This window comes from Hydrogenophaga sp. (genome assembly GCF_014773545.1).
In the GTDB taxonomy this organism is placed as follows: Bacteria; Pseudomonadota; Gammaproteobacteria; order Burkholderiales; family Burkholderiaceae_C; genus Hydrogenophaga.
The window spans coordinates 175001-200766 of sequence record NZ_SDDV01000002.1 but is presented as its reverse complement, the minus strand read 5'-3'; the positions used below and the strand labels follow the sequence as shown (position 1 = coordinate 200766).

At 64.9% G+C, this 25766-nt stretch carries 27 protein-coding genes and 1 tRNA gene; 10 read left to right on the top strand and 18 right to left on the bottom strand.

Annotated elements, in window-relative coordinates:
* The first annotated feature begins 142 nt into the window (after positions 1 to 142).
* Both EST26_RS02625 and EST26_RS02620 read left to right on the top strand, forming a co-directional pair.
* Positions 143 to 1093 (top strand): polyprenyl synthetase family protein, encoded by a 951-nt coding sequence (locus EST26_RS02625; RefSeq protein ID WP_291065275.1) that lies wholly within the window; start codon positions 143 to 145, stop codon positions 1091 to 1093.
* A gap of 48 nt (positions 1094 to 1141) precedes the next feature.
* Positions 1142 to 1218: transfer RNA gene (locus EST26_RS02620), tRNA-Pro, on the top strand.
* Positions 1219 to 1459: 241 nt separating this feature from the next.
* Here the strand turns inward: EST26_RS02620 and EST26_RS02615 are convergent.
* On the bottom strand, positions 1460 to 1843 hold the full coding sequence (locus EST26_RS02615) for a hypothetical protein (RefSeq protein WP_291065167.1): 384 nt from the start codon (positions 1841 to 1843) through the stop codon (positions 1460 to 1462).
* A gap of 60 nt (positions 1844 to 1903) precedes the next feature.
* On the opposite strand from EST26_RS02615, the gene umuD reads away from it, so the two are divergent.
* Both umuD and EST26_RS02605 read left to right on the top strand, forming a co-directional pair.
* On the top strand, positions 1904 to 2326 hold the full coding sequence (gene umuD / locus EST26_RS02610) for a translesion error-prone DNA polymerase V autoproteolytic subunit (protein WP_291065165.1): 423 nt from the start codon (positions 1904 to 1906) through the stop codon (positions 2324 to 2326).
* 36 nt (positions 2327 to 2362) lie between these two features.
* On the top strand, positions 2363 to 3679 hold the full coding sequence (locus EST26_RS02605; RefSeq protein ID WP_291065163.1) for a Y-family DNA polymerase: 1317 nt from the start codon (positions 2363 to 2365) through the stop codon (positions 3677 to 3679).
* Positions 3680 to 3885: 206 nt separating this feature from the next.
* Here the strand turns inward: EST26_RS02605 and ahpF are convergent, their stop codons facing one another.
* Positions 3886 to 5478, bottom strand: a complete 1593-nt coding sequence (gene ahpF, locus EST26_RS02600; RefSeq protein WP_291065161.1) for an alkyl hydroperoxide reductase subunit F — start codon at positions 5476 to 5478, stop codon at positions 3886 to 3888.
* 91 nt (positions 5479 to 5569) lie between these two features.
* Positions 5570 to 6145: an alkyl hydroperoxide reductase subunit C gene (gene ahpC, locus EST26_RS02595; protein WP_291065159.1), complete on the bottom strand. Its 576-nt coding sequence runs from the start codon at positions 6143 to 6145 to the stop codon at positions 5570 to 5572.
* A gap of 469 nt (positions 6146 to 6614) precedes the next feature.
* Between ahpC and EST26_RS02590 the strand changes: the two genes are divergently transcribed.
* From EST26_RS02590 to EST26_RS02575, 4 genes are read left to right on the top strand one after another with little or no spacing between them, the layout of a single operon-like run.
* Positions 6615 to 7355 carry a TonB family protein gene (locus EST26_RS02590; RefSeq protein ID WP_291065157.1) on the top strand — a complete coding sequence of 247 codons (741 nt, stop codon included), beginning with the start codon at positions 6615 to 6617 and terminating at the stop codon, positions 7353 to 7355.
* Positions 7356 to 7382: 27 nt separating this feature from the next.
* Positions 7383 to 8123: a MotA/TolQ/ExbB proton channel family protein gene (locus EST26_RS02585; RefSeq protein ID WP_291065155.1), complete on the top strand. Its 741-nt coding sequence runs from the start codon at positions 7383 to 7385 to the stop codon at positions 8121 to 8123.
* A 3-nt stretch (positions 8124 to 8126) separates the two neighbouring features.
* A complete protein-coding gene (locus tag EST26_RS02580) occupies positions 8127 to 8564 on the top strand; it encodes a biopolymer transporter ExbD (RefSeq protein WP_291065153.1) in 438 nt (145 codons plus the stop codon).
* Between the two features lie 9 nt (positions 8565 to 8573).
* Positions 8574 to 8771, top strand: a complete 198-nt coding sequence (locus EST26_RS02575; protein ID WP_291065151.1) for a hemin uptake protein HemP — start codon at positions 8574 to 8576, stop codon at positions 8769 to 8771.
* Between the two features lie 101 nt (positions 8772 to 8872).
* On the opposite strand, the gene EST26_RS02570 is transcribed toward EST26_RS02575, so the two are convergent.
* Positions 8873 to 9280: a heme-binding protein gene (locus EST26_RS02570; protein WP_291065149.1), complete on the bottom strand. Its 408-nt coding sequence runs from the start codon at positions 9278 to 9280 to the stop codon at positions 8873 to 8875.
* Positions 9281 to 9357: 77 nt separating this feature from the next.
* Between EST26_RS02570 and EST26_RS02565 the strand changes: the two genes are divergently transcribed.
* Positions 9358 to 10050: a Bax inhibitor-1 family protein gene (locus tag EST26_RS02565; RefSeq protein WP_291065147.1), complete on the top strand. Its 693-nt coding sequence runs from the start codon at positions 9358 to 9360 to the stop codon at positions 10048 to 10050.
* Between the two features lie 143 nt (positions 10051 to 10193).
* Positions 10194 to 10544: a hypothetical protein gene (locus EST26_RS02560; protein WP_291065145.1), complete on the top strand. Its 351-nt coding sequence runs from the start codon at positions 10194 to 10196 to the stop codon at positions 10542 to 10544.
* Positions 10545 to 10566: 22 nt separating this feature from the next.
* On the opposite strand, the gene rlmD is transcribed toward EST26_RS02560, so the two are convergent.
* The 14 genes from rlmD to lpxD form a co-directional block, all read right to left on the bottom strand.
* A complete protein-coding gene (gene rlmD / locus EST26_RS02555) occupies positions 10567 to 11931 on the bottom strand; it encodes a 23S rRNA (uracil(1939)-C(5))-methyltransferase RlmD (protein WP_291065273.1) in 1365 nt (454 codons plus the stop codon).
* A 130-nt stretch (positions 11932 to 12061) separates the two neighbouring features.
* Entirely contained in the window at positions 12062 to 12844 is a 783-nt protein-coding gene (locus EST26_RS02550; protein WP_291065143.1) for a 3'-5' exonuclease, read from the bottom strand.
* Between the two features lie 62 nt (positions 12845 to 12906).
* Complete coding sequence (locus EST26_RS02545; protein ID WP_291065141.1) at positions 12907 to 13833, bottom strand: peptidoglycan DD-metalloendopeptidase family protein; 927 nt, start codon at positions 13831 to 13833, stop codon at positions 12907 to 12909.
* 81 nt (positions 13834 to 13914) lie between these two features.
* Positions 13915 to 14715 (bottom strand): protein-L-isoaspartate(D-aspartate) O-methyltransferase, encoded by an 801-nt coding sequence (locus EST26_RS02540; RefSeq protein WP_291065138.1) that lies wholly within the window; start codon positions 14713 to 14715, stop codon positions 13915 to 13917.
* On the bottom strand, positions 14712 to 15533 hold the full coding sequence (surE, locus tag EST26_RS02535; RefSeq protein ID WP_291065136.1) for a 5'/3'-nucleotidase SurE: 822 nt from the start codon (positions 15531 to 15533) through the stop codon (positions 14712 to 14714). The genes EST26_RS02540 and surE overlap by 4 nt, the downstream gene beginning before the upstream one ends.
* Positions 15534 to 15603: 70 nt before the next feature.
* Positions 15604 to 16080, bottom strand: coding sequence for a transcription elongation factor GreA (gene greA, locus EST26_RS02530; RefSeq protein ID WP_291065134.1), 477 nt, complete (start codon positions 16078 to 16080; stop codon positions 15604 to 15606).
* A 140-nt stretch (positions 16081 to 16220) separates the two neighbouring features.
* Complete coding sequence (carB, locus tag EST26_RS02525) at positions 16221 to 19496, bottom strand: carbamoyl-phosphate synthase large subunit (RefSeq protein WP_291065132.1); 3276 nt, start codon at positions 19494 to 19496, stop codon at positions 16221 to 16223.
* 2 nt (positions 19497 to 19498) lie between these two features.
* Positions 19499 to 20650, bottom strand: coding sequence for a glutamine-hydrolyzing carbamoyl-phosphate synthase small subunit (carA, locus tag EST26_RS02520; protein WP_291065130.1), 1152 nt, complete (start codon positions 20648 to 20650; stop codon positions 19499 to 19501).
* 252 nt (positions 20651 to 20902) lie between these two features.
* Positions 20903 to 21679 carry an RNA methyltransferase gene (locus tag EST26_RS02515; RefSeq protein WP_291065128.1) on the bottom strand — a complete coding sequence of 259 codons (777 nt, stop codon included), beginning with the start codon at positions 21677 to 21679 and terminating at the stop codon, positions 20903 to 20905.
* On the bottom strand, positions 21676 to 22332 hold the full coding sequence (gene rnhB, locus EST26_RS02510; protein ID WP_291065127.1) for a ribonuclease HII: 657 nt from the start codon (positions 22330 to 22332) through the stop codon (positions 21676 to 21678). Before rnhB ends, EST26_RS02515 begins: the two co-directional genes overlap by 4 nt.
* Positions 22304 to 23449, bottom strand: coding sequence for a lipid-A-disaccharide synthase (gene lpxB, locus EST26_RS02505; RefSeq protein ID WP_291065126.1), 1146 nt, complete (start codon positions 23447 to 23449; stop codon positions 22304 to 22306). Before lpxB ends, rnhB begins: the two co-directional genes overlap by 29 nt.
* Complete coding sequence (lpxA, locus tag EST26_RS02500; RefSeq protein WP_291065125.1) at positions 23446 to 24249, bottom strand: acyl-ACP--UDP-N-acetylglucosamine O-acyltransferase; 804 nt, start codon at positions 24247 to 24249, stop codon at positions 23446 to 23448. The genes lpxB and lpxA overlap by 4 nt, the downstream gene beginning before the upstream one ends.
* Before the next feature lie 21 nt (positions 24250 to 24270).
* Complete coding sequence (fabZ, locus tag EST26_RS02495; RefSeq protein WP_291065123.1) at positions 24271 to 24711, bottom strand: 3-hydroxyacyl-ACP dehydratase FabZ; 441 nt, start codon at positions 24709 to 24711, stop codon at positions 24271 to 24273.
* Positions 24708 to 25760, bottom strand: coding sequence for a UDP-3-O-(3-hydroxymyristoyl)glucosamine N-acyltransferase (gene lpxD / locus EST26_RS02490; RefSeq protein WP_291065121.1), 1053 nt, complete (start codon positions 25758 to 25760; stop codon positions 24708 to 24710). The genes fabZ and lpxD overlap by 4 nt, the downstream gene beginning before the upstream one ends.
* Positions 25761 to 25766 lie beyond the last annotated feature (6 nt).

Genomic DNA, 25766 nt, shown 5'->3' with positions numbered 1-25766 from the left:
CATGCTAAGTCCACCCATTCAAGGGTGCCTGGCCGGGGCCGGCATCGTTTCTATAATCAGGCTCGGTTTTCCCGACCCACACGACCGCCCCACCCTGCTGCAACTCATCTTGACTGCCACCTCCAGCCCCTGCACCAGCCCGATGGACCTGATTTTGACCGATATGCAACGGGTCGATCAGGTCATTGGCGAGCGCCTGGACTCCGAAGCCCCGCTGGTGCCGGAAGTCGCGCGCTACATCATTTTCGCCGGCGGAAAACGGCTGCGACCGGGCTTGTTGCTGCTGGTCTGCGGCGCCCTGGGCAGTCTGCACCCGCAACGCCACACGCTGGCCGCCGTGATCGAATTCATTCACACCGCCACCTTGTTGCACGACGACGTGGTCGACGAATCGACACTGCGGCGCGGCCGCACCACCGCCAACCAGCGCTTCGGCAACGCCACCAGCGTGCTGGTGGGCGATTTTCTCCACTCGCGCGCGTTTCAAATGATGGTTGACATCAACGACATGCGCATCATGCAAGTGCTCTCCGACGCCACCAACGTGATTGCCGAGGGCGAGGTGCTGCAGTTGATGAACACGCACGACGCGTCGCTGAGCGAAGCCGCCTACCTGCGCGTGATCCGCTCCAAAACCGCCAAGCTGTTTGAGGCCAGCACCCGGCTGGCGGCAATACTGGCACAGGCATCGCCGCAGGTCGAGGCCTTGTGCGCCGACTACGGCCAAGCGCTAGGGACCGCGTTTCAGGTGATCGACGACATTCTGGACTACGAAGGAAGCGCGCAGGAGTTGGGGAAAAACCTGGGCGACGACCTGCGCGAAGGCAAAGTCACGCTGCCCGTGATCTGCGCGCTCAAAACCGCCAGCCCGGCGCAACAGGCCCTGATTCGCCACGCCATCGAACACGGCGAGGCGGCACATTGGGATCAGATTTTGGCCATCATTCAAGAAACCGGTGCACTGGATGTGGCCCGCGCGAGCGCCCGCGTCGAAGCGCAGCGGGCCATCGACGCCGCCCGCCAGTTGCCGCAAAATCCCTACAGCGCCGCTTTGCTACAATTGGCGGTTGAGCTTGTGAATCGCCGCTCCTGAAGCAACCGGCACGCCCTGCGTCCACATACACCGAGCACGACGGTTCATCGGGGTGTAGCTTAGCCTGGTAGAGCGCTACGTTCGGGACGTAGAGGCCGGAGGTTCGAATCCTCTCACCCCGACCAGGAATTCCTTGTGCATCAAAGACTTAAAACAGCCGCCGCGACGCGGCTGTTTTGCTTTCTGGCGCTCTCACCGTGTCGTCAGGGACTTCGGTTCTGGCCATTTGCACATGGTAGCCAGGCTCGTCCGAGTGCGATAGCGACTCGCGTTTTCTCATCCAAGGCCTCGTGCGCTCGCCAGGACGCAGACGAATCGGCCGCAAGGGCAATCGGACTCAAGCAGCGGGCCAAACTCCCTTACCCCTCATCTGCGGCGCCCGGCATCTATCCAACGCTGCGTCATGCCTCGAGCAAGGTTGTAGCGGGCGCAGTTGTGCTGCTCCAGTTGGTCGAGTTCGGAGTTCGCGATAAGGCGCAGCGCCGCGCTGTCAGCGGCATCGACGTGCAGCTCGGCGAATGCGGCATCCAACGTTCGACCATGGAGGACAACGAACTGCATCAGCTCGTTCAAGGCCTGCCGGTACCTGGTCCGAATCGGGTCGGGCGCTGACAGAGAGGCGCGCAGTACGCTGTACTTCTGAATCGAGCGGCGGTAGATGAACTCGAACAAGTCCAGCGCCGCAGCCACCTTGCGCTGCTCGTAGACGCCGAAACGGGAAGGGGGACGGCGCCGGCAGGTACCGGACAAGCGGCGCGATTGACTCCATACAATACTGTACACATAATCAGTATTCGTGGACCGCTCACCATGCCCGCCTCATCCGACCTCACCCTGCCAGCGCCGCCGCTGCGGCTGATCTTGCACCGCGTGCAGGCTGGTTTTCCGTCGCCGGCGGCCGACCACATCGAAGAAGGTCTCGATCTGAACCACTATCTGGTGCGCCACCGTGCCGCCAGTTTCCTGTTCACCGTGCAGGGCGATTCGATGCAAGGGGCGGCCATTGTCGATGGCGACAAAGTGGTCGTGGATCGGTCCATCGAGCCCCGGCACAATCACATCGTGATTGCGGTGCTGGACGGCGAATACACCATCAAGCGCTTGTACCGGCACGCTGGCCGCGTGGAGCTGCGCCCCGAGAACCCGGCGTTCGAGCCGATCCGGCTGGCCGATGACAGCCAGCTTGAAGTTTGGGGCGTTGTGGTCGGCGTGGTGCGTCGCTGCCTGGCTTGATTGCCCCATGAGACTGGCCCGCTGGAGCCCGTGCGCATGAGCACCGACATCAGCCTGAGCCCTCCGCCGCGCCGACCGCTGTTCGGTCTGGTGGACGTGAACAACTTCTACGTCAGTTGCGAGCGCGCCTTCAATCCCCGGTTGGCGAATGTCCCGGTGGTGGTGCTGTCCAACAACGACGGGTGTGCGGTGGCCCGCAGCAACGAAGTCAAAGCACTGGGCATCAAGATGGGCGCACCCTGGTTCCAAATGAAAACCCTGGCGCGCCAACATGGCATCGTGGCTTTGTCATCCAACTACGCACTGTATGGCGACATGAGCAACCGGGTGATGTCGATTTTGCGCGGGTTCTCGCCAGACATCGAGGTCTACAGCATCGATGAAAGCTTTTTGCGGGTAGAAACGGTAGCCCACCTGCATGGAGGGGCTGGCGCAATGGGGCATGCCATGCGCCAGCGCATCCGGCAGTGGACCAGCCTGCCGGTGTGCGCGGGATTTGGAGGGTCCAAGACACTGGCCAAGTTTGCCAACCACTTGGCCAAGAAGAACCCGCTGTTCGATGGCGTGTGCGACCTTGCAGCCTTGAGCGCGGCCGAACGCCAGCACTGGATGGAAAAATACGCCGTGAGTGAAGTCTGGGGTGTGGGCCACCGCCTGGCCGCACGGCTGCAGAGCATCGGCATCCGCTCGGTATTCGATCTGGCGAGCGCCCATCACCCCCTGATCCGGCGCTCATTTGGCGTGCTGCTGGAGCGCACCGTCGCTGAGTTGCAATGCACGCCCTGCCTCGACCTGGAGGACCTGGCTGACCCGAAGCAACAAATCATGGTTTCGCGCAGCTTTGGCTCAATGGTGCAAGACGTGGCGCAACTGGGCGAGGCTGTTGCATGGCACATCGACCGTGCCGCTGAAAAACTCAGGGCCCAGCGCTCGGTTGCCGCTGCCGTATACGTATTCCTCCAGACCAACCGTTTTCGACCCGCAGACCCGCAACACAACCCCGGCATGCTGGTGCCGCTGAGCGATCCATCCGATGACACCCGCGTGCTGACCCAGACGGCGTTACACGGTCTGCGGCAGATCCACCGGTGCGACTGCTGGTACAAAAAATGCGGGGTCATGCTGCTGGAATTGACGCTCAAACGACAGCGCCAGGAAACGCTGTTTGACGAACCGGTGGCCCGCGCCCCATCCAGCCAGTTGATGACCGCCGTAGATGCGATCAACCGCGTGTGGGGGCGCGGCACCTTGCGCACCGGCGCAGCCGGAATGTCCAGTCGTTCAGAGATGCACGCGCAGCACCGCTCACCGAGGTACACGACCCGATGGGATGAACTGCCTGTGGCGCGCTGACCCGCAAGCGCCGACGCGGCCTCATGTGGGATGATCCCAAAAACTGCAGTTGACCGCTCATTTCCGCTTGGAATGCCACAGGGGCGCTCACTTCTGTGGCCTTAGAGCAGGCGGCCTGTCTGGCACGCGAGCACCCTGAGCATCTCCAGCGGCAGCCGCTGGCGAGCCCTGCAATACCTGCCGGGACCAGCGCGCCGAATCGAACATCAGACGCTGACCTCCTCAACCCGCTGTGTGGTCGGCACGGGCTGTCGCATCAGGTGGTCAAAGGCGCTCAGCGCGGCCTTGGCCCCTTCGCCGGCGGCGATCACGATCTGCTTGTACGGCACCGTGGTGCAGTCGCCGGCGGCAAACACGCCGGGTACGTTGGTGCGGCCCTTGGCGTCGATTTCGATCTCGCCAAAACGGCTGAGCCCGACCACGCCCTGGAGCCACTCGGTATTGGGCACCAGACCAATCTGCACGAACACGCCCTCCAGCGGCAGCAGATGCGCAGCACCGCTGGCGCGGTCTTGGTACTTCAGGCCGCTGACCTTGCCGTCCTCGCCGCAAATCTCGCGGGTCTGCGCGTTGACGTGAATGCTGACGTTGCGCAGGCTCTTGAGCTTGCTCACCAGCACCGCGTCGGCTTTGAGTTGGTCGGCGAATTCGAGCAAGCTCACGTGCTGCACGATGCCGGCCAGATCGATCGCCGCTTCCACGCCTGAGTTGCCGCCGCCGATCACCGCCACCCGCTTGCCTTTGAACAAGGGGCCGTCGCAGTGCGGGCAAAAAGCCACGCCTTGGTTTTTGTATTCTTGCTCGCCCGGCACGTTGACGTTGCGCCAGCGCGCGCCAGTGGACAAAATCACGCTGCGCGCTCGCAAGGTGGCGCCGTTGGCCATTTGCACACCGATCAGGCCGCCAGGCGCGGACGCTGGAATGAGCCGCTCGGCGCGCTGCAGTTGCATGATGTCGACCTCAAGCTGCCGCACCTGCGCCTGCAGCGCGGCGGCGAATGTCGGGCCGTCGGTCTTCAGCACCGAAATGTAGTTCTCGATCGACAAGGTGTCGTTGACTTGGCCGCCAAAGCGCTCGGCCGCCACGCCCACGCGAATGCCTTTGCGTGCGGCGTACACGGCGGCGGCGGCACCGGCCGGCCCGGCACCGACCACCAACACGTCAAACGGCTCCATGGCGTCGAGACGGGCCGCCTCGCGCGCGATCGAACGGGTGTCGAGCCTGGCCACGATTTCTTCCAACGTCATGCGACCGGAGGCAAACACCTGCCCGTTCAAAAACACCATCGGGACGGCCATGATCGAGCGCGCGCTGATCTCGTGCGGAAAAGCGCCGCCTTCGATCACCACCGTTTTGATCTTCGGGTTGACGATCGCCATGAGCGCAAGCGCCTGCACCACGTCGGGGCAATTGTGGCAACTCAAGGACATGTAGACCTCGAAGTCGTATTCGCCGTCCAGCGCCCGAATAGCCTCCAGCACCTCTGGCGCCTCTTTGGGCGGGTGCGCACCGGTCCACAGCAGCGCCAACACCAGCGAGGTAAATTCGTGCCCCAGGGGCAGGCCGGCAAAGCGCACCCCGGTGTTTTCGCCTGCACGGGCGATCACAAAAGAGGGCTTGCGGGCATCGGTGCCGCTGGTGTCGAGCGACACCTTGTCCGACAAGCTGCCTATGGTCTCCAGTAGGCTGCGCATCTCGGCAGCGCTGGCGCTGTCGTCCAGCGAAGCAATCAGCCGGATCGGCTGACGCAGCAGGGCCAAATAGGTTTTCAACTGGGATTTGAGGGTGTCGTCGAGCATGCTGAACTCCTGCCTTGAAAAAGATACGTGCGGGCCATGCCGCTGCTGGCGCACCAACGCACGGCGCCGGGCGTTGGTGCGTCGGGCGGGCTTAGATCTTGCCCACCAAGTCCAGCGAGGGCACCAGCGTCGCGTCGCCTTCGTTCCACTTGGCCGGACAGACTTGGCCCGGGTGGGCGGCGGTGTACTGGGCCGCCTTGAGCTTGCGCAGCGTCTCCTGCACGTCACGCGCAATCTCGTTGGAGTGCACTTCCATGGTTTTGATGATGCCGTCCGGGTTCACCACGAAAGTACCGCGCAGGGCCAGGCCTTCTTCTTCGATGTGCACACCGAACGCCCGGGTCAGTTGGTGCGTTGGGTCGCCCACCAGCGGGAACTTGGCCTTGCCCACGGCCGGGCTGGTTTCATGCCAGACTTTGTGTGAAAAATGGGTGTCGGTGGTGACGATGTACACCTCGGTACCGGCCTTCTGAAACTCGGTGTAGTAGTCGGCTGCGTCTTCGATCTCGGTGGGGCAGTTGAAAGTGAAAGCGGCCGGCATGAAGATCAGAACCGACCATTTGCCCTTGAGCGACTGCTCGCTGAGCTGAATGAACTCGCCTTTGCCGCTGCGATTGACGAAGGCGGTGGTTTTGAACGGCTGGACCGGGGTGTTGATCAGAGACATGGTGTTGCCTTGCAAAGAAATGGATTTCGGTGGCCGTTGCAGCACAGAGGTGTTGCAACGACGTCGATCATAGCTGAGAACTATTTAAATTTTTTTACGATAGTCTCTATCGCTGAGATAGCTTTTGCCGCAATGCAGCACGCCGGCCCCGCGGCAGACTTTTGATACGAAAAATTTTGCAAATGGGACTCATTATCATTTAAAATCTGGCTTCCACCCCGCATCCTGATACCTCATGAGCTTGCTCTACAGCCTCTTGATCTTGTTCGGCAGCCTGTGGCTGGTGCTGGCAGCGCTCTGGTGGGCGCTCCAGCGGCCAGGCAGCGGCCAGCCGACCCCTGCAGCCGCACGGCGCCAGCAACTCAAGCGCCCAGACGCGACATCTCGATCTTCGCCTGCACAATGCAAACCCGGCCCACTGCGCCCTTGCTGCTTCTGATCGCATGCAGGCTTTGAACCTCCTTTGCGCATGAACCGCCACCTGCCCGTCGTCACTGCCGTGCTCGGCTTGCACGCGCTTGCCCTGTGGGCGCTTGACAGCGGCCTGCTGCGCACGGCCGGGCCCGTCGTCGTGCTGCCGGCGCGTCTGCTGACCGAGCCCCTGGCGCCACCCGCGGCGCCGGTCGCGCCGCCTGTGCCCGTGACCCAAGCCCGGCCCAGCCCGACAACCCAGGCATCCAATCAGGCTCAGCCGCAAACGCGCGCTTCTGCCCAGCCGACGCTGCCGACGCCGACCATGGCGCCGACGCCCGCCACCGTCCCGCACCCGAATCCAGCGGCGCCCCCGCTGGCGCTGCCAGGGGCAAGCGCCCACATCGCCGCAACCGCCAGCGCAGCGAATGACGCAGCGCAACCTGCACGTGTTGAGCTTGCGGGCAGCAGCGCGGGCGCCGCAATCGCCAGCGCAACCGCTGCGGCAGCGGCAGCAATCGAACTGCCGTCGGGCAGCGCGGACGATTTCGACAACCCCATTCCGCCCTACCCGGCGCTGTCGCGCCGACTCGGCGAGCAAGGCCGGGTGCTGGTGCGCGCGCTGGTGCAGACTGATGGCACGGCTGCACGGGCCGAAATTTACCGCTCCAGCGGCCATGCACGGCTCGACCAGAGCGCGCTGAAAACCGTGCTGACCTGGCGCTTTCGGCCAGGTCAGCGCGCCGGCGTTCCCGAAACCATGTGGGTCGTGGTGCCGATCCGCTTTGTTCTCGAATAAACCCTCGCACCGCGAAAGACTGCACACATGGAATCCCCGTTTGGTTTGGCCCAGGTCTGGATTTACGGCGACTGGGTGATCCGATCCACCGCACTGGTGCTGCTGGCGATGTCGCTGGCCACGTGGTGCATCATCGCAATCAAGGCGCTCGATCAGCGCACGCAGCGCCAGCAGGCGCGGCGCGTGGAAGGCTTTTGGCACAGCGCCGACTTCAGCGCCGGTCTGCATCGGCTGGGCAGCGCCGCCGGCAACCCGTTTCACGTCCTGGCGCTGCAAGGCCTGGAGGCGGCAAGCCACCTGCAACGAACCGATGCGCACGCCAGCCAGCAAACGTTCGAGCGTCAGTTGCACGACAGCCTGGACCTGAGCGACTGGGTCGAGCGCAGTCTGCGCAAGAGCGTCGATGACTTTCTGGTGCGCGCACAAAGCGGCCTGCCGGTGCTGGCCTCGGTGGCATCGACCGCGCCGTTCGTCGGCCTGTTCGGTACCGTCTGGGGCATTTATCACGCGCTGCTCGGCATTGGCGCAGCGGGTCAGGCCAGCATTGGCCAAGTGGCCGGCCCGATCGGCGAAGCGCTGATCATGACCGCGCTCGGCCTGCTGGTGGCGATACCGGCCGTGCTGGGCTACAACACACTGGTGCGCGGCAACAAGACCATCCACCATCAGCTCAACCGCTTTGCGCACGACCTGCACGCCTACTTCGTGACCGGCGCGCGGGTTTCGGCGGCTGGCAACGGCAAGGTCCGGCTCATGAAACGGGGCTAAGACATGGCGCTCGAAACCCAGGACGACAACGAGCACATGCTCAGCGAGATCAACATGATCCCGTTCATCGACGTGATGCTGGTGCTGCTGATCGTCTTCATCGTCACCGTGCCGGTGCTCAACCATGCGGTCAGCCTGGAGCTGCCGCGCGCCAGCGTGCAGGCACTGCAGCAGCAGCCCTCAGCCATCCGTCTGTCGATCGACGAAAACGGCGCGTACTTCTGGAACGATGAGTCGGTCTCGGATGCCGACTTTGCCACCCGCCTGGGTGCGGCGGCAGCGCAGCAGCCGCCGCCCGAGCTGCAGATTCGGGCCGACCGCGCCGTGCGCTACGAGCGCGTGGCGCAGGCGCTGGCCGCAGCCCAGCGCGCCGGGCTGCGCCAAATCGGCTTTGTGACCGAACCCATCCCCCTCATGACCGAGCGCGCAGCCGCACACTGAAAGCCCCGCATGACGACCAGCCCGCCCTTGCCGCTGCCGAACGAGCAGCGCCACCCGTTTCAAGCCCAGCCGCAGCCGCACAGCGCCGTACCCATGGTGTCGAGTCAGGTCTTGTTGTGCGGCCAGAAAACGCTTGCCATCGAACACAACGGCGGCGTCTACCTACTGCAATGCACACGCGCAGGCAAGCTCATCCTGACCAAGTAAGTACACCCGGCATTCTTCGTGGGGCGCTGCCGCCAAGGCAGCGTTTTTGGCCAGCCAGGACAGTCCGCTCGTCGCGGCTTTCATTAGCCAGGCTTTTTTTCTCAAGTGCCGAGTGCCGCAATGCCAGCGCGCGCGACCTGCGCGTCTTCGTTCGACTTGACACCGCTGACGCCGACGGCGCCCAGGCATTGCCCGTCTTTCAAAATGGGCACACCGCCTTCGAGCATACCGGCCAGCACGGGCGCACTCAGAAACGAGATGCGACCCTGATTGATCACGTCTTCGTAAATCTTGCTGTCGCGCCGGCCCAGGGCCGCCGTCTGCGCCTTGGCGCCCGCCAGGTGCGCAGAGATCGGCGGCGCACCGTCGATCCGTTGTAAAAACAACAGGTGGCCGCCGTCGTCGACAATGGCCACCGTGACTGCCCAACGGTTTTTCAAAGCCTCGGCTTCGGCCGCCGCAGCGATCAATTTGACGTCGGCGAGTTCGAGAACGGATTTGGTTTTCATGAACTTTTCCCCGAATTGGGGTATCCTAGCAGGCATTCGCTCGTCCGTCCGTAACCGCATTGAAGGAAGCCTTGGCCATGAACAACCCCCTGCAATCGAGCAATCACTTCGGCAACGCCGTTGCCTACGGTGCGCGGCGCAACGCCGTGCTGCGCAACACCTACTGGCTGCTGGCGCTGTCTATGCTGCCCACCGTGCTGGGCGCCTGGATCGGCGTGCAGACCGGCATCACCGCCAGCCTGAGCGGCGGCCTGGGCCTGATGGTTTTCCTCGGCGGCGCCTTTGCCTTCATTTACGCCATCGAGCGCACCAAGAATTCGGCCATGGGCGTTCCGGTGCTGCTGGCCTTTACCTTCTTCATGGGGCTGATGCTCTCGCGCCTGCTGGGCGCCGTGCTGGGCCTGAGCAACGGCGCCAGCCTGGTCATGACGGCCTTTGGCGGCACTGCGGGCGTCTTCCTCATCATGGCCAACCTGTCGACCGTCATCAAACGCGACCTCTCCGGCCTGGGCAAGTGGCTGTTCGTCGGTGCGCTGGCTATCATGGCTGGCGCCATCATCAACGTGTTTGTCGGCAGCACGGCCGCCATGGCTGCCATTGCCACCCTGGCCATTCTGGTGTTCAGCCTGTACCTGCTGTACGACCTCAAGCGCATCGTCGACGGCGGCGAGACCAACTACATCAGCGCCACGCTGGGCTTGTACCTGAGCGTGTTCAACATCTTCCAGGGCCTGCTGATCATGCTCGGCCTGATGAGCGGCGACGACTGAAGCCGCTTGACGGCCGCTCAAAAAAGGGTCTTCGGACCCTTTTTTTATGCAGCTCAAACCAGGCCGCACAGACGGTCTGTAGACCGTCGCTTCAAGTCGCAGCCAAAATAGCCGAAGTACGATGCAAGCCACCGGCCACCACCATGCGACGCATCGTTTTCACCCTTTGTCTGCTCGGCGCCACCAGCCTGCTGGTCGGCTGCGACGCACTGGGCATTGAAACCGCCACCCAGATCAAGGCCCAGCGCGAAGCCGAAGCACGTGCCATTGGTGGTGCCTGCCGCCACGCGGTGCGCAGCATCGAAGACTGCTTCAATGGCAACCCCAGGGCCAGCCGAGCAGCCGTGTTCGCCGGCTGGAGGGAAATGGATCAGTACATGCGCGAAAACGAAGTCGTCGGCATGCCCGGCAAGCCCACACCGGCTGCGAGCGTGCCAAACGGGGTCGATGAGACCCAAACGCCTCCCGAAGGCGCTGCGGGTCGCCGCTCCTGAATCGGCGCCTGCGCAAACAGATTCAGCTTGGTGCTGTTGCGGCGCTGCGCTCGAACACCGCCAGGCTCTCGACGTGGGCGGTGTGGGCAAACATGTTCACCACCCCGGCGCCAACGCAGTTGTAGCCGGCCTGGTGCACCAGCAAGCCGGCGTCGCGCGCCAGCGTGGCCGGGTTGCAACTGACGTAAACAATGCGCTGCGGCGCTTGCCAGTCGCCGCGCAGTTCAGGCTGCTGGTGCAACTCGGCCAGCGCTTTGACGAGTGCAAACGCGCCTTCGCGCGGCGGATCGACCAACCATTTGTGCGCCACACCGTCGGCGCGCAACTGAGCCGCTGTGATGTCGAACAGGTTGCGCGCAGCGAACTGCGTGCCACACAAGGGATCAGGCCGTACGGTCTGATTCAGGCTGTAGTTCTCGCGCGCACGCGCCACCAGCGCTTCGCTGCCCTCGATGCCCAGCACCGCGCCGGCCTGGGTGGCCAGCGGCAGGGTGAAATTGCCCAAGCCGCAAAACCAGTCGATCACGCGCTCGGTTTTTTGCGCGCCCAGCAGGCGCAGCGCACGCGCGACCAGCACGCGGTTGATGTAGGGGTTGACCTGGGTGAAGTCGGTCGGTCGAAACGGCATCTGGATGCCGAACTCCGGCAGCGTGTAGGACAATGAAGCGCCGCCCTGATCAAGCAGTCTGACCGTCTGCGGCCCCTGCGCCTGCAACCACCACTGCACCTCGTGTTGAACGGCGAAAGCGCGCAAACGGGCCAGATCGTCGTCAGACAAGGGTTCGAGATGGCGCAGCACCAAGGCAATGAGCGCGTCACCGCAAGCGAGTTCGATCTGCGGACAGGTGGCGCGCGCGTCCATGCTGTGCACGAGGGCGCGCAAGGGCAGCAACAGCGCGCTGACCTGCGGCGGCAGTACCGGGCAGGCCCGTATATCGGCCACGTAGCGGCTCTTGCGCTCATGAAAACCGATCAACACCTCGCCCTTCTTGTGCACGTGACGCACCGACAGGCGTGCGCGGTAGCGGTAGCCCCAGACCGGCCCCTCGATCGGTCGCAACACGGTCTCGGCCTTGACCTTGGCCAGGTGCCAGAGATTGTCTTCCAGCACGCGCTGTTTCACCGCCACCTGGGCAGTGGCGTCGAGGTGCTGCATTTTGCAGCCGCCACAGGCACCGACATGCAGGCCAAAGTGCGCGCAGCCGGGCTGTACGCGCTGCGCCGAAGCGCGGTGAATCGCGCTCACGGTGCCGGCTTCCCAGTTGTTCTTCTTGCGCTGCACCTGCACGCTGACCCACTCGGACGGCAGCGCGCCTTCGATGAACACCACCTTGCCGTCGGGTCGGCGTGCAATGCCCTGGGCGTCGATGTCAAGCGACTGCACCACCAGCCAGTCACTGGATACAGGGCTGCAAAGGCTGTCGGCGGGTGCCGTGGCGCAAGCGCTGGTGAGCAGGCTGTTTTCGTGCGATGAAGATGCGGTCATGTCCGGATTGTCTCAGCCCGGCCCGCGTGGTTCAGGCCCATGCGCGCAAGTATTCATCCCAGTGCGCTTCATCCGCTGCCCATTGACCCAAGGTGGATCTGACCAGGTCGATTTCCTGCGCGTACTCGGCCTCGGACAAACCGCCGCGCATGCGCTGAAAGCGGCAGTACAGCAAGTAGGTGTTCATCACGTCGGTCTCGCAGTAGCGGCGAATGTCCTCCAACTGCCCGGCCTGATACTGGGCAAAGACCTGCGCGCCGTCCATGCCGAGTTTGCCGGGAAAACCGCACAGCTTGGCCAGGGCGTCGAGCGGGGCGTTGTTCTTCGGGCTGTACAAGGCCAGCAAGTCCATCAAGTCCAGATGGCGCGTGTGGTAGCGGCCGATGTAATTGTTCCACTTGAAGTCGCGGTTGTCCTCGCCCATGTCCCAGTAGGTGCTGGCCTGCACGCCGTGGCGCAGGCCGCGGTAGTGCAGCACCGGCAGGTCAAAGCCGCTGCCGTTCCAGCTCACCAGTTGCGGCGTGTGTTTTTCCACCGCCTGAAAGAAAGACTGCACCACCTTGCCTTCACTGCGGCCGTCGCGGTCGACGAAGGAGTGCACGCGCAGGCCATCGGCGCTGCGAAACGCGCAACTGATGACCAGCACGCGCTGCAGGTGCAGCGGCATGAAGTCACTCTGGCCTTTGGCCTGGCGCTCGCTCAACCAGTCTTGATAGACCTGGGCGTCGGAACACTCGGGCGCCGCGCCGCGCACGGCGCGCAGGCCGGCGATGTCGGGGATCGACTCGAGGTCAAAAACCAGGACGGCAGCCATGGTGCCGGTGCTTGGACAAGTCTTGTCGCGTGGGCCGCTGCTCGCTCGCGGGTGCTGCGGCTTCAGCGCCGCGGCAGGAAAGCAAGCGGATCGACCGGTCGGCCCTGGCGGCGCAGCTCGAAATGCAGCTTGACCCGGTCTGCGTCGCTGCTGCCCATTTCAGCAATGCGCTGCCCCTGACGCACCACCTGGTCTTCGCGCACCAGCAGCGCCTGGTTGTGCGCGTAGGCGGTCAAGAAGGTGTTGTCGTGCTTGAGGATGATCAGGTTGCCGTAGCCGCGCAGTCCGGCCCCGGCGTACACCACCCGCCCGGCGGCGGCGGCCAACACCGGCTCACCCAGGCGCCCGGCGATCGCAATGCCCTTGTTCCTGACCTCGTCAAAAACCGAGATCACCTCGCCCTGCGCCGGCCAGATCAGGTTGATTTCATCTGCCGCGGCAGGCGTGGCTGCTGCGGCTGCTGTGGGTGTGGCAGGTGTGGCCGGCGCCGGGGCGCCCGTCTGGGCCAAGGGCCGCGGCGTGGCAGCCGGCGGCAGCACCGGGCTGGGGCTGGCAGCGCCAGCCGGAGGTGGCGCAGCAGCGGTCACGAACACCGGCACCAGCGGCGGCACGACGCGCAGCACCTGGCCGACTTCGATCAGATTCGGGTTGCCCAGGTTGTTCCAGGCCTGCAGGTCGCGCCAGCTCTGGCCGGTCTCGAGCCCGATGCGAATCAGGGTATCGCCTGGACGCACGGTGTAGTAACCGGGTCGGCCCTCGTTTTCCGCTCCAGGCAGTGCTCTGGCCTCAGCCCCGGGCTGCGCCCGGGCCTCGGCCGGGCGCGGGGCCGATCGGTCTTCCACCGGAGCCGGCGCCGCCACGCGCCGGGTTGAGCAGCCCGCCGTGAGCAGCAAAGCCCCGAGCAGCAGCAAGACCAGGGGGCCGCGTCCAGCGGCGACGCGCACACCCGCGCTCAAGCGTTGCGGCAAGACGTTCGAATCAACACGCATCAAAAAATCCCAGTGTGTTTCAAGGCCAGGAACGGCGCCGATATGCCCCCGATTATGAAGCAGCAGGGAGCGCGCAGCGCCTTACTCGACGCCCGATTTTATCGGAACGAACAGCACCGCTTCGAGTTCGGTGCGGCGCACGCCGCTGGCGGTTTTGTCTATCACCACCAGCCGCTGGCGCTGCGCCTGACCCTCCAGCGGCGCCACCAGCCGACCACCCGGCGCCAACTGGTCGATCCAGGCCGGCGCCAGCTCAGGACCGCCGGCGGCAACGATGATGGCGGCGTAAGGCGCACCTGCCGCATAGCCCAGCAGTCCGTCGCCCAGCAGCAGGTGCAAGTTGGGCCGGCGCAATGCGCGCAGGTTGTGGCGCGCACGCTCATGCAGTGCGCGCAGCCGCTCGATGCTGTAGACCTCTTGCGCCAAATGACTCAACAGCGCAGCCTGGTAGCCGCACCCGGTGCCCACCTCCAGCACGCGACCCAGCGGTCGGTTGCCGCCCTGGCACAGCAGCGCCAGCATGCGCGCCACCACATTCGGCTTGGAGATGGTCTGCCCCAGACCCAGCGGCAAACTGGTGTCCTCGTAGGCTTGGTTGGCCAGCGCCGAATCGACGAAGCGGTGCCGTGGCACGCTTTGCAAGGCCGCGATCAGCGCCGCGTCGCTCAGGCCCTGGGCCTGGAGTTTGTCCACCATCGCCATGCGCGCTGCGCGGCCTTCGTCGGCGCCAACGGCCACCACCGGCGCTGACCGCAGCGCGGGCGCGCTGGCGGGCTGTTTGACCGATGCGTTACTGCTCATGGGCGCCAGCCGCACCGGGAAAGTCGGTCGCGCCCGCGTCGGCTCAGAACTGCTGGCGGGTGGCGCGATGCCGCGCTTCATTTATCGACCTCGTTCGTCCACGGCGACGCACGAGCCGCGACGCTGGCCGCCGAGAGCTGCGCTGCCGTCGGCGCCCAGTACGGCAGCCGCTCATGGTCGGTCAGGTCGACCTGCAGCGGCGTGATCGAGGCATAGCCAAGCGCGGTGGCGTGAAAGTCGGTGCCGTCGGCGTCGTCCTTGACCGGCCCGGCGCCGCCAATCCAGTACATGGTGTCGCCGCGCGGGTTGACCTGCGCGATCACCTGCTCGGCCGCGTGGCGCCGCCCCAGACGAGCCACTTTGAAGCCGCGAATCTCGCTGTGCGGCCGGTTCGGAATATTGACGTTGAGCAGCCAGGGCGCGCTGCGCTGCGCCGCCTCGGGCAGCGCAGGCAGCAACTGGGCCACCAACTGAGCGGCTTTTTCGGCCGCGACATCCAGGTGTTGCCAGCCTTTTTCGGTCTGGGAAAAGGCAATGGCTGGAATGCCGAACAAATAACCCTCCATCGCCGCCCCCACGGTGCCGGAGTAAATCGTGTCGTCGCCCATATTGGCGCCGTTGTTGATGCCCGAGACCACCAGATCGGGGCGGTAACCCAGCAGACCGGTCAGCGCAATATGAACGCAGTCGGCCGGGGTGCCGTTGATGTAGCGAAAACCGTTCTGCGCGGTATGGACGTAGAGCGGCGAATACAGGGTGAGTGCGTTCGATTTGGCGCTGTTGTTGTGTTCGGGCGCCACCACCTCGGCGCTGACGCCGGGCAGCACGCGAATGGCATCGAACAGTGCCTGGATGCCGGCCGCCTGGTATCCGTCGTCGTTGCAGATCAGGATTTTCATGCGAGCGATTCTAGGCCGTTCGCGTGCCAGACCCGTTGCGCTTGCACCGATCATTCCCGGTCCGTCGGACTCAACCGTAGCGCACCAGCACGATTTCCAGTCGGCGCAGGCCGCCCGGAGCCTGCACCTCGGTCAGGTCGCCTTCTTCCTTGCCGATCAGGGCGCGCGCCAGCGGGCTGCCGATGTTGACCAGACCGAGCTTGATGTCGGCCTCGTCCTCGCCGACGATCTGATAGGTCACGGTGATACCGCTGTCTTGGTCGACCAACTCCACCGTGGCACCAAACACCACCCGGCCAACGACTTCGATGAGCACCGGATCGATGACCTGGGCCGCCGAGAGCTTGCTCTCGATTTCGGCGATGCGGCCCTCGATAAAACCTTGACGGTCTTTGGCGGCGTCGTATTCGGCGTTCTCGCTCAGGTCGCCCTGGGCGCGGGCTTCGGCAATCGCGTTGATGACCCAGGGGCGGTCGACGGATTTCAGGCGCTTGAGTTCTGCTTTAAGCTTCTCGGCGCCACGCAAGGTAATGGGCAAGGTGGTCATGGCGGTGCTCCACGCATCTGGGTCAGCAGATCAGGGTTCTGCCGGGGTACAAAAGGAAACCGCCGAACGTTGCCGAACGGCGGTGTGAGGGTGAGCCTGATTATGCCCCTAGCAGCCTGTCGACGGACGCCCCAGGGTGCTCAGGCCCGCAGTTGGGCATGCATCTCCTGCACCGAAATAACGTCCAGGCGGTCGATGTACTTCATGCCTTCGACCGCTGCTTGCGCGCCGGCGATGGTGGTGAAGGTGCTCACCCGCGCTTGCAGCGCCGATGTGCGAATGGCGCGCGAATCGGCAATTGCGTTGCGGCGCTCTTCCACCGTGTTGATGACCAGCGCGATCTCGCCATTTTTGAGCATATCGACGATGTGCGGCCGGCCTTCAGCGACCTTGTTGACGGTCTGCACCGGCACGCCGGCAGCGGCAATGGCTGCTGCGCTGCCGCGCGTGGCCACCAGCTCAAAGCCCAGTTCGACCAACTCGCGCGCCAGCGCCACCGCCATAGGTTTGTCGCTGTTTTTCACCGTCAGAAACACCTTGCCAGACGGACTGCCGTCGGGCTTGAAGGGCTTGGGCAGGCGCGTGCCGGCGCCGATCTGGCTTTTCACGAAGGCCTCGCCAAAAGTCTTTCCTACGCCCATGACTTCACCGGTGGACTTCATCTCGGGGCCGAGAATGGTGTCCACGCCGGGAAATTTGACGAACGGGAACACCGCTTCCTTGACGCTGAAATACGGCGGCGTGATTTCGGCGCCTATGCCCTGCTGGTCCAGCGTTTGGCCGACCATGCAGCGCGCGGCCACCTTGGCCAGTTGAATGCCGGTGGCCTTGGAGACGAAGGGCACGGTGCGCGAAGCACGCGGGTTGACTTCGAGCACGTAGATCACGTCCTTGCCATCGACTTCCTGAATGGCGAACTGCACGTTCATCAAACCGACCACGTTCAGACCCTGGGCCATGGCGGCGGTCTGGCGCTTGATCTCATTCACCGTGGTCTGACCCAGGTAGTAAGGCGGCAGCGAACAGGCCGAGTCGCCGCTGTGCACGCCGGCTTGCTCGATGTGCTCCATCACGCCGCCAATGAAGACCCGAGCGCTGGTGTCGCGCACCGCGTCTACGTCGCATTCAATCGCGTCGTTCAAAAACCGATCGAGCAGCACCGGCGCATCGTGGCTGACCTTGACCGCTTCGCGCATGTAGCGCTCGAGGTCGCGCTGCTCGTGCACGATCTCCATCGCACGCCCGCCCAGCACGTAGCTCGGGCGCACCACCAGCGGGTAACCCAGGCTGGCGGCTTTTTCCAGCGCTTCGGGCTCGGTGCGGGCGCTGGCGTTGGGCGGCTGGCGCAAACCGAGTTGGTGCAGCAACCGCGCAAAGCGTTCGCGGTCTTCGGCGGCGTCTATCATGTCCGGGCTGGTGCCTATGATGGGCACGCCGGCCGCCTCCAGTCCGAGCGCGAGCTTCAAAGGCGTCTGGCCACCGTACTGCACGATCACGCCGAGCGGCTTTTCCTTGTCGACGATCTCCAGCACGTCTTCCAGCGTCAGCGGCTCGAAGTACAGGCGGTCTGAGGTGTCGTAGTCGGTGGAGACGGTCTCCGGGTTGCAGTTGACCATGATGGTCTCAAAACCGTCTTCGCGCAGCGCCAGCGCGGCGTGTACGCAGCAGTAGTCGAACTCGATGCCCTGGCCAATGCGGTTCGGCCCGCCACCGAGCACCATGATTTTTTTCTTCGCCGTCGGTTCGGCCTCGCACTCGCCGTCGCCGTCACCTTCGTAAGTCGAATACAGGTAGGCGGTGTCGGTGGCGAACTCGGCCGCGCAGGTGTCGACGCGCTTGTAGACCGGGCGGATATTTTGCGCGATTCGGCGCGCGCGCACGGCAGCGTCGCTGGTCTTGAGCAGCTTGGCCAGGCGACGATCAGAAAAACCCTTTTGCTTGAGGCCACGCAAGCTCGCTGCGTCGAGCGCATCCAAACTGGTCTTCTCCAGTTGCAATTCGATTTTGACGATCTCTTCGATCTGCGCCAGAAACCAGGGATCGATCTTGGTGAGCTGGTGCACCTCGGCCAGCGTCCAGCCGGCAGCAAACGCATCGCCCACGTACCAGATGCGTTCCGGTCCGGGCTCGCCGAGTTCGCGCTCCAGGATTTCGCGGTCCTGGGTTTTCTCGTTCATGCCGTCCACACCCACTTCCAGTCCGCGCAGCGCTTTCTGAAAGCTTTCCTGGAAGTTGCGGCCCATTGCCATCACCTCGCCCACGCTTTTCATCTGCGTCGTCAGGCGGCTGTCGGCGGTGGGAAATTTCTCGAACGCGAAACGCGGAATCTTGGTCACCACGTAGTCGATGCTGGGCTCGAACGACGCGGGCGTGGCGCCACCGGTGATCTCGTTGCGCAGCTCGTCCAGCGTGTAGCCCACCGCCAGCTTGGCCGCCACCTTGGCAATCGGAAAACCGGTGGCCTTGGAGGCCAGCGCCGAGGAGCGCGAGACGCGCGGGTTCATCTCGATCACCACCATGCGGCCATCGGCCGGGTTGATGGCGAACTGCACGTTGGAGCCGCCGGTGTCGACCCCGATCTCGCGCAGCACCGCCAGGCTGGCGTTGCGCAGAATCTGGTATTCCTTGTCGGTCAGCGTCTGCGCCGGCGCCACCGTGATGGAATCCCCGGTGTGCACCCCCATGGGGTCCAGGTTTTCGATCGAGCACACGATGATGCAGTTGTCGGCCTGGTCGCGCACCACCTCCATTTCGTACTCTTTCCAGCCCAGCAGCGATTCTTCGATCAGCAGCTCGTGGGTGGGCGAGGCTTCCAGGCCGCGCCGGCAAATGGTCTCGAACTCTTCCGGGTTGTAGGCAATGCCGCCACCGCTACCGCCCAGCGTGAAGCTGGGCCGAATGACGACCGGGAAACCCACCGTTTTCTGCACCACCCAGGCCTGCTCCAGGCTGTGCGCAATGCCCGAGCGCGCCGAACCCAGACCAATTTTGGTCATGGCGTCTTTGAACTTGAGCCGGTCTTCGGCCTTGTCGATGGCCTGCGGCGTGGCGCCGATCAGCTCGACCTTGTACTTGTCCAGCACGCCGTGGCGCCAGAGGTCGAGCGCGCAGTTGAGTGCCGTTTGCCCGCCCATGGTCGGCAAAATGGCAAAGCCGCCGGCCGTACGCGGACGCTCCTTGGCGATGATTTTCTCCACCGTCTGCCAGGTGATCGGCTCGATGTAGGTGACGTCGGCGGTGGCCGGGTCGGTCATGATGGTGGCCGGGTTGCTGTTGATCAGCACCACCTGGTAGCCTTCTGCGCGCAGCGCCTTGCAGGCCTGCACGCCGGAGTAATCGAACTCGCAGGCCTGACCGATGATGATAGGGCCGGCGCCGATGATGAGCACGGTCTGGATGTCGGTTCTTTTGGGCATGATTATTTCGCCTCCATCAGGTGCACGAAGCGGTCGAACAAATAGCCGATATCGTGCGGGCCGGGCGCGGCCTCGGGATGGCCTTGAAAGCAAAACGCCGGCCGGTCGGTGCGCTCCAGGCCTTGCAGCGTGCCGTCAAACAGGCTGACGTGGGTGGCACGCAGGTTGGCCGGCAGGGTTTTTTCGTCTACTGCAAAGCCGTGGTTCTGGCTGGTGATGCTGACGCGGCCACTGCCCAGCTCTTGCACCGGGTGGTTGGCGCCGTGATGGCCAAATTTCATCTTGAAGGTCTGGGCGCCACTGGCCAGCGCCATGATCTGGTGTCCCAGGCAGATGCCAAAGGTCGGCAGACCGGCGTCGATCAGCGTGCGCGTCGCGGCAATGGCGTAGTCGCAGGGCTGCGGGTCGCCCGGGCCGTTGGAGAGAAAAATACCATCGGGATTGAGCTCCAGCACCTCGGCGGCCGGCGTTTGCGCCGGCACCACGCTGACCTTGCAGCCGCGCTGGGCCAGCATGCGCAAGATGTTGCGTTTGACGCCAAAGTCATAGGCCACCACATGAAAGCGCGGTGCGCGCTGCTCACCGTAACCGGTGCCGAGTTGCCACTCGGTCTGGCTCCAGGCGTAGGGCGCAGCGGCCGACACCAGCCGGGCCAGGTCTTGCCCGGCCATGCTGGGCGCAGCCTGCGCGGCGGCCAGGGCGCGCTCGCGCAGCGCCGCGTCCAGGTCTTGCCCGGCGGGCAGTGCAAGAATGCAGCCGTTTTGCGCCCCGAAGCGGCGCAGGCGGCGCGTCAGCGCGCGCGTGTCCAGACCGGCCATGGCCACCGTGCCTTCGCGCTGCAAGTAGGCCGACAGCGTCTCTTCGGAACGGAAATTGGACGCCAGCAGCGGCAGGTCTTTGATAATGAGGCCAGCCGCCTGCACGCGGGCGGACTCGGTGTCTTCGCGGTTGACGCCGGTGTTGCCGATGTGCGGGTAGGTCAGGGTGACGATTTGCCGGCAGTAGCTCGGGTCAGTGAGAATTTCCTGATAGCCGGTCATGGCGGTGTTGAACACCAGCTCGCCGCAGGTCTGACCCGCAGCACCGATGGAAATGCCTGTCATGACCGTGCCGTCGGCAAGCGCGAGCAGGGCTTTCGGGTAAACGGGAAGCACGGTTTTCTCCAGAGAAATGTGGGCGCACCACGCCATGTGACAAAACCGGGGTGGATTCGGGCCAGATCGCAGCCTGCTGGGCGTGCCGCGCAGGTCCGCTACCGGTCGGTCAACTCGGGGGAAAGCCGAGGCGGGCGCAGTGGGTGCGCCGATTGCGGGTAAACCTTGGCATTGTAGCCGCCCGGCCTTGTTCTACCCTGTTTTCTCGACCCGGAACGAGCGCGGCAGCGGGTCGGTCAGGCCACGCCACGCTCAGCGCAAGTCGCGTGCGCTGGCACTGGCGTACAGGCAGATCGCGGCGGCGGCGGCCACATTGAGTGACTCCTGGCCGCCCGGCTGGGCAATGCGCAGCGACTGCGCCGCCAGCGCCGCCAGCGCCGGACTCGCCCCCTGGCCTTCGTGACCAAAGACCCAGGCGCAGGGCCAGGGCAACTGCGCCTGGTGCAGCCACTCGCCCTGGTGTACGCAAGTCACCAGCAGCGGCAGCGCCAGCCGACCCAGGTCGGTCAGCGCCAGCCCTTCGACCAGGTGCAGCGCAAAATGCGCGCCCATGCCGGCGCGCAGCACCTTGGGCGACCACAAGGCCGCCGTGCCCTTGAGCGCGAGCACCTGCTCAAACCCCATCGCCGCTGCGCTGCGCAAGATGGAGCCCACGTTGCCGGCGTCTTGCAAGCGGTCGAGCAGCACCGCCGGGCGGCCCGGCAAAAGCCTGTCGGCCTGCGGCAGCTTGCACACAAAACCGAGTGCCGCCGCCGACTCCAGCCCGCTGATGGCAGTCAACAAAGCATCCGATAAGAGCAGGTTTTGCTGCGCCGCCTGCCGCAGCTCGACCGGCGCCTGCGGCCAGTAGCTCTGGCTGAACACCGCCAGCGCCGGACGTTGGCCGTGCGCCAACAAGGCACGGCACAAATGATCGCCTTCGATCCAGACCTGCCCGGCGTCGCGGTAAGCGGTGTTGTCCTGTGCCAGCAGGCGCAAGCGCTTGAACACCGGGTTCTCGCGCGAGCTGATCAGCGTCGGCGGCTTCATGGCGCGGCCGGGTCGTCGGTGCAGGCGGGCGCTGCGTGTGCCAGTACCCGGGCCACCGGGGCAAAGGAGCGCCGGTGCCAGTCCAGCACGCCGTGCAAGCGCAAGGCCTGCAGGTGGTGTGCAGTGCCATAGCCTTTGTGGCGATCAAAACCGTAGCTCGGGTGTTGCTGGTGGTAGTCGAGCAGCAAATGGTCGCGCGTGACCTTGGCGACGATGGAGGCGGCCGCAATCGCCGCCACCGTCGCGTCGCCTCTGACAACCGCTTGCACCTGCATGCGCAGCACCGGGCAGCGATTGCCGTCGACCAGCACCAGCCTGGGCAGCAGCCGCAAGCCTTGTACCGCGCGCTGCATCGCCAGCAGCGTGGCCTGCAAAATGTTGAGCTGGTCGATCTCGGCCACCGAAGCCTGCGCCACGCTGCAGCACAGGGCCTTGGCGCGAATCTCGTCGTACAGCCGCGCGCGCGCGCGCGCGCCGAGCTGCTTGGAGTCTGCCAGGCCGCGAATCGGCGCTTGCTCGTTCAATATCACCGCCGCCGCCACCACTGGGCCGGCCAGCGGGCCACGGCCAGCTTCGTCAACGCCAGCGAGCAAACCCGGCACGCCCCAGGCGTGGCCGGTCTGCTCATTGGGCAAGCATTTTTTCGATCGCATCGGTGGCGAGTGAAGCAGTGTTGCGGCGCAGTTCGTGATGCAACCGGATAAAGCGCTGTTGCAGCGCCAGGATGCGCTCAGGCGCCTCGAGCCAGCCCAGCAGCGCTTGCGCCAAGGCCTGCGGGCTGGCCGCGTCCTGCACCCGCTCCGGCACCACGAAGTCCTGACACAAAATATTGGGCAAGCCGATCCAGGGCTGCAACTGCTTGCCGCGCATGAGCAACCAGGACAGCCCGTTCATGCGGTAGGCGATCACCATCGGGCGCTTGAACAACGCCGCTTCCAGCGTGGCGGTGCCGCTGGCGACCAAGGCCAGGTCGCAGGCCGCCAGCACGCGGTGCGACTGGCCCGACAACAGCAGCAGTGGCGCGCTGACGCCGGCGGCACGCGCGGCGGCTTCGACTCTGTCTCGCAACGCAGGCAAGGTCGGCACCACCAGTCGCAGCGCCGGACGCTGGCGCAACAGCAGCGCGGCGGCCGCAAAAAACAGCGGCGTCAGATAGCGCACCTCGGAGGCCCGGCTGCCGGGCAGGATGGCCAGCACGGTTTCATGCTCGCCCAAACCGAGCGCGCGCCGCGCCGCAGCGCGGTCGGGCTCGATCGGTATCACGCTGGCCAGCGGGTGGCCGACATAGGTGGCGGCCACGCCGTGGCGCGCCAGCAAATCGGGCTCGAAGGGAAACACGCACAGCACATGGTCCACGCTGCGGCGAATTTTCTCTATCCGCTTGGCGCGCCAGGCCCAGACCGCCGGGCAGATGAACTGCACGGTACGAATCCCGGCCGCCCTCAGATCGGCTTGCAAGTCCAGGTTGAAGTCGGGCGCGTCGACGCCGATGAACAAGTCGGGCCGCTCGGCGCCCAGCAGGCGCTGCTTCAACTGCGCCCGGATGGAGACGATTTCGCGGTAGTGGCGCAAGGCCTCGACGTAGCCGTGCACCGCCAGTTTGTCGCTCGGCCACCAGGCTTGAAAACCCTGCTCGGCCATGCGCGGCCCGCCGATACCGAGCGCGCGCAGATCGGGCCAGCGCTGGCGCATACCGCCCAACAGCAGTCCGGCCAGCAGATCGCCCGAGGCCTCACCCGCCACCAAGGCCAAGTGCGGTGCAGTGTTCAACGCACGATGCCGCGTTGGGGCGGCACCTGCTGCAAAAAGTCCAGCATCAAGGCCACATCGGAGGCGACGGCTGAAGGGTCTGGCGCAGAGCCGGCCAACAGGCCAATGCGCTGCGTGGCCTGCTCCAGCGTCAGCTCGTCGCGGTAGAGCGCTTTGTACATGGCCTTGACGGCGGCAATGCGCTCGGGCGAGAAACCGCGCCGACGCAAGCCTTCAAAGTTCATCGAACGCGGCTGCGCTGGTTGGCCCTGGCACAGCACGAACGGTGGCAAATCAGCAAACAGCAGCGAACACATCGCGCTCATCGCGTGCGCGCCTATGCGCACAAACTGGTGTACCACGGTGAAGCCACCCAGAATCGCCCAGTCAGCGACCGACACGTGACCGGCCAGTTGCGTGTTATTGGCAAAAATGGTGTGGTTGCCAACCGCGCAGTCGTGCGCCAGATGGACGTAGGCCATGATCCAGTTGTCGTCGCCGAGACGGGTCAAGCCGCCGCCGCCGGGTGAGCCGATGTTGAAGGTGCAGAACTCGCGCACCGTGTTGCGGTCCCCGATCTGCAGTTCGCACGGCTCGCCGGCGTATTTCTTGTCCTGCGGAACCGCGCCCAGCGAATTGAACTGAAAGATGCGGTTGTCGCACCCGATGGTGGTGCGGCCCTCGAGCACACAATGCGCGCCTATGGACGTGCCGGCGCCCACCCTGACCTGAGGACCGATCACCGTGTAAGGGCCGACCGTGACGCTGGATTCCAGCTCGGCGGCCGGGTCCACCAGGGCGGTAGGATGAATGTTTGCCATCGAAACGAACCACCTGGCCAATCAGGCGATGGTGCGCATGGTGCACATCAGTTCGGCCTCGCAGGCCAGCTCAGTGCCGACACGGGCACAGCCCTTGAACTTGAAGATGCCGGACTTCATGCGCTCTAGCGCCACGTCCATGACGAGCTGGTCGCCCGGCTCGACCGGGCGCTTGAAGCGCGCGCCGTCGATGCCGGCGAAGTAGTACACCGTTTTGTCGTCCAGCGCCACCCCCACGGTATCAAACGCCAGCAGCGCGGCGGCCTGTGCCATGGCTTCGAGCATGAGCACGCCCGGCATCACCGGCCGGTGCGGAAAATGGCCGCCAAAAAAAGGCTCGTTGATGCTGACGTTTTTCAGCGCCTTGATGCTTTTGCCTTTGTCCAACTCAAGCACCCGATCGACCAAAAGGAACGGATAGCGGTGCGGCAACTGCTTGAGAATCTGGTGAATGTCCATCATGCTTCGGGTGTTTTTGACAGGTCTGGTTCGAGCGCGCGCTCCAGCGCCTTGAGCCGCTCGCGCAGGCGATTGAGCTGTTTGAGCGAGGCCGCATTTTTTTCCCAACTCGCATTGTCGTCGATGGGAAACAGGCCGGTGTAGTGACCCGGTTTGGTGATCGATCGGGTCACGACCGATGCGGCCGAAATGTGCACGCCGTCGGCCAGACTCAGGTGACCGAGCACCACCGCGCCGCCGCCAATGCTGCAGTGCGCGCCGATGTCGGCGCTGCCGGCCACGCCGACGCAGCCGGCCATGGCGCTGTGCGCCCCGACACGCACGTTGTGCCCGATCTGAACCAGGTTGTCGAGCTTGACGCCGTCTTCGATCACGGTGTCGTCGAGCGCGCCGCGGTCTATGCAACTGTTGGCACCTATTTCCACCTCGTCGCCAATGCGCACCGCGCCGAGCTGCTCGATCTTGACCCAGCGGCCTTGCTGCGGCGCAAAACCGAAACCGTCGCCACCGATCACCACGCCGGGGTGCAGCACGCAGCGCGCGCCGACCACGCAGCGCGTGCCAATGCTGACGCGCGGATGCAGCACGGTGTGCGCGCCGATCTGGGCGAGCGCGCCAATTACCGCATGGGCACCGATGCGGGCTCCGCGGCCGATGCGCACCGCCGGGCCGATGACGGCAAAGGGGCCGACGTCGACCTCGGGTTCGAGCTGCGCGCTCGGGTCTATGCTGGCTTGCGGGTCCAGCCTGGGTGCGGGCAGCGGCTCGTGCTCGCGCCGCCACCACTGGGTCAGGCGGGCGAAGTAGAGGTAGGGGTCGTCGCAGACGATGCAGGGCGCACGCGCTGCGGCGGCGTCTTGCAGTGCCGGAGCCACGATCAGGGCGCCGGCCTGCGTCTGCTGCAACTGCTTGGCATAGCGCGCCTGGGCGATGAAAGCGAGTTCGCCCGCCTGGGCCCGCGCCAGCGGTGCCAGCCGCTCGATCACGAGATCAGACGAACCCCTGAGATCGCCGCCCAGGGCAGCGACGATAGCACCCAGCGTCTTGGCCACGCCAGC

Excerpts from the sequence above, each read along its gene's own strand:
- EST26_RS02585 (WP_291065155.1), top strand. The coding sequence starts at position 7,383 with ATGGAATCCCCGTTTGGTTTGGCCCAGGTCTGGATTTACGGCGACTGG.
- ahpC (WP_291065159.1), bottom strand. The coding sequence starts at position 6,145 with ATGTCTCTGATCAACACCCCGGTCCAGCCGTTCAAAACCACCGCCTTC.
- umuD (WP_291065165.1), top strand. The coding sequence starts at position 1,904 with ATGCCCGCCTCATCCGACCTCACCCTGCCAGCGCCGCCGCTGCGGCTG.
- EST26_RS02590 (WP_291065157.1), top strand. The coding sequence starts at position 6,615 with ATGAACCGCCACCTGCCCGTCGTCACTGCCGTGCTCGGCTTGCACGCG.
- EST26_RS02580 (WP_291065153.1), top strand. The coding sequence starts at position 8,127 with ATGGCGCTCGAAACCCAGGACGACAACGAGCACATGCTCAGCGAGATC.
- EST26_RS02550 (WP_291065143.1), bottom strand. The coding sequence starts at position 12,844 with ATGGCTGCCGTCCTGGTTTTTGACCTCGAGTCGATCCCCGACATCGCC.
- EST26_RS02545 (WP_291065141.1), bottom strand. The coding sequence starts at position 13,833 with ATGCGTGTTGATTCGAACGTCTTGCCGCAACGCTTGAGCGCGGGTGTG.
- EST26_RS02605 (WP_291065163.1), top strand. The coding sequence starts at position 2,363 with ATGAGCACCGACATCAGCCTGAGCCCTCCGCCGCGCCGACCGCTGTTC.
- ahpF (WP_291065161.1), bottom strand. The coding sequence starts at position 5,478 with ATGCTCGACGACACCCTCAAATCCCAGTTGAAAACCTATTTGGCCCTG.
- greA (WP_291065134.1), bottom strand. The coding sequence starts at position 16,080 with ATGACCACCTTGCCCATTACCTTGCGTGGCGCCGAGAAGCTTAAAGCA.
- carB (WP_291065132.1), bottom strand. The coding sequence starts at position 19,496 with ATGCCCAAAAGAACCGACATCCAGACCGTGCTCATCATCGGCGCCGGC.
- EST26_RS02575 (WP_291065151.1), top strand. The coding sequence starts at position 8,574 with ATGACGACCAGCCCGCCCTTGCCGCTGCCGAACGAGCAGCGCCACCCG.
- lpxA (WP_291065125.1), bottom strand. The coding sequence starts at position 24,249 with ATGGCAAACATTCATCCTACCGCCCTGGTGGACCCGGCCGCCGAGCTG.
- rnhB (WP_291065127.1), bottom strand. The coding sequence starts at position 22,332 with ATGCGATCGAAAAAATGCTTGCCCAATGAGCAGACCGGCCACGCCTGG.
- EST26_RS02570 (WP_291065149.1), bottom strand. The coding sequence starts at position 9,280 with ATGAAAACCAAATCCGTTCTCGAACTCGCCGACGTCAAATTGATCGCT.
- EST26_RS02540 (WP_291065138.1), bottom strand. The coding sequence starts at position 14,715 with ATGAAGCGCGGCATCGCGCCACCCGCCAGCAGTTCTGAGCCGACGCGG.
- surE (WP_291065136.1), bottom strand. The coding sequence starts at position 15,533 with ATGAAAATCCTGATCTGCAACGACGACGGATACCAGGCGGCCGGCATC.
- EST26_RS02625 (WP_291065275.1), top strand. The coding sequence starts at position 143 with ATGGACCTGATTTTGACCGATATGCAACGGGTCGATCAGGTCATTGGC.
- EST26_RS02560 (WP_291065145.1), top strand. The coding sequence starts at position 10,194 with ATGCGACGCATCGTTTTCACCCTTTGTCTGCTCGGCGCCACCAGCCTG.
- fabZ (WP_291065123.1), bottom strand. The coding sequence starts at position 24,711 with ATGATGGACATTCACCAGATTCTCAAGCAGTTGCCGCACCGCTATCCG.
- EST26_RS02515 (WP_291065128.1), bottom strand. The coding sequence starts at position 21,679 with ATGAAGCCGCCGACGCTGATCAGCTCGCGCGAGAACCCGGTGTTCAAG.
- EST26_RS02565 (WP_291065147.1), top strand. The coding sequence starts at position 9,358 with ATGAACAACCCCCTGCAATCGAGCAATCACTTCGGCAACGCCGTTGCC.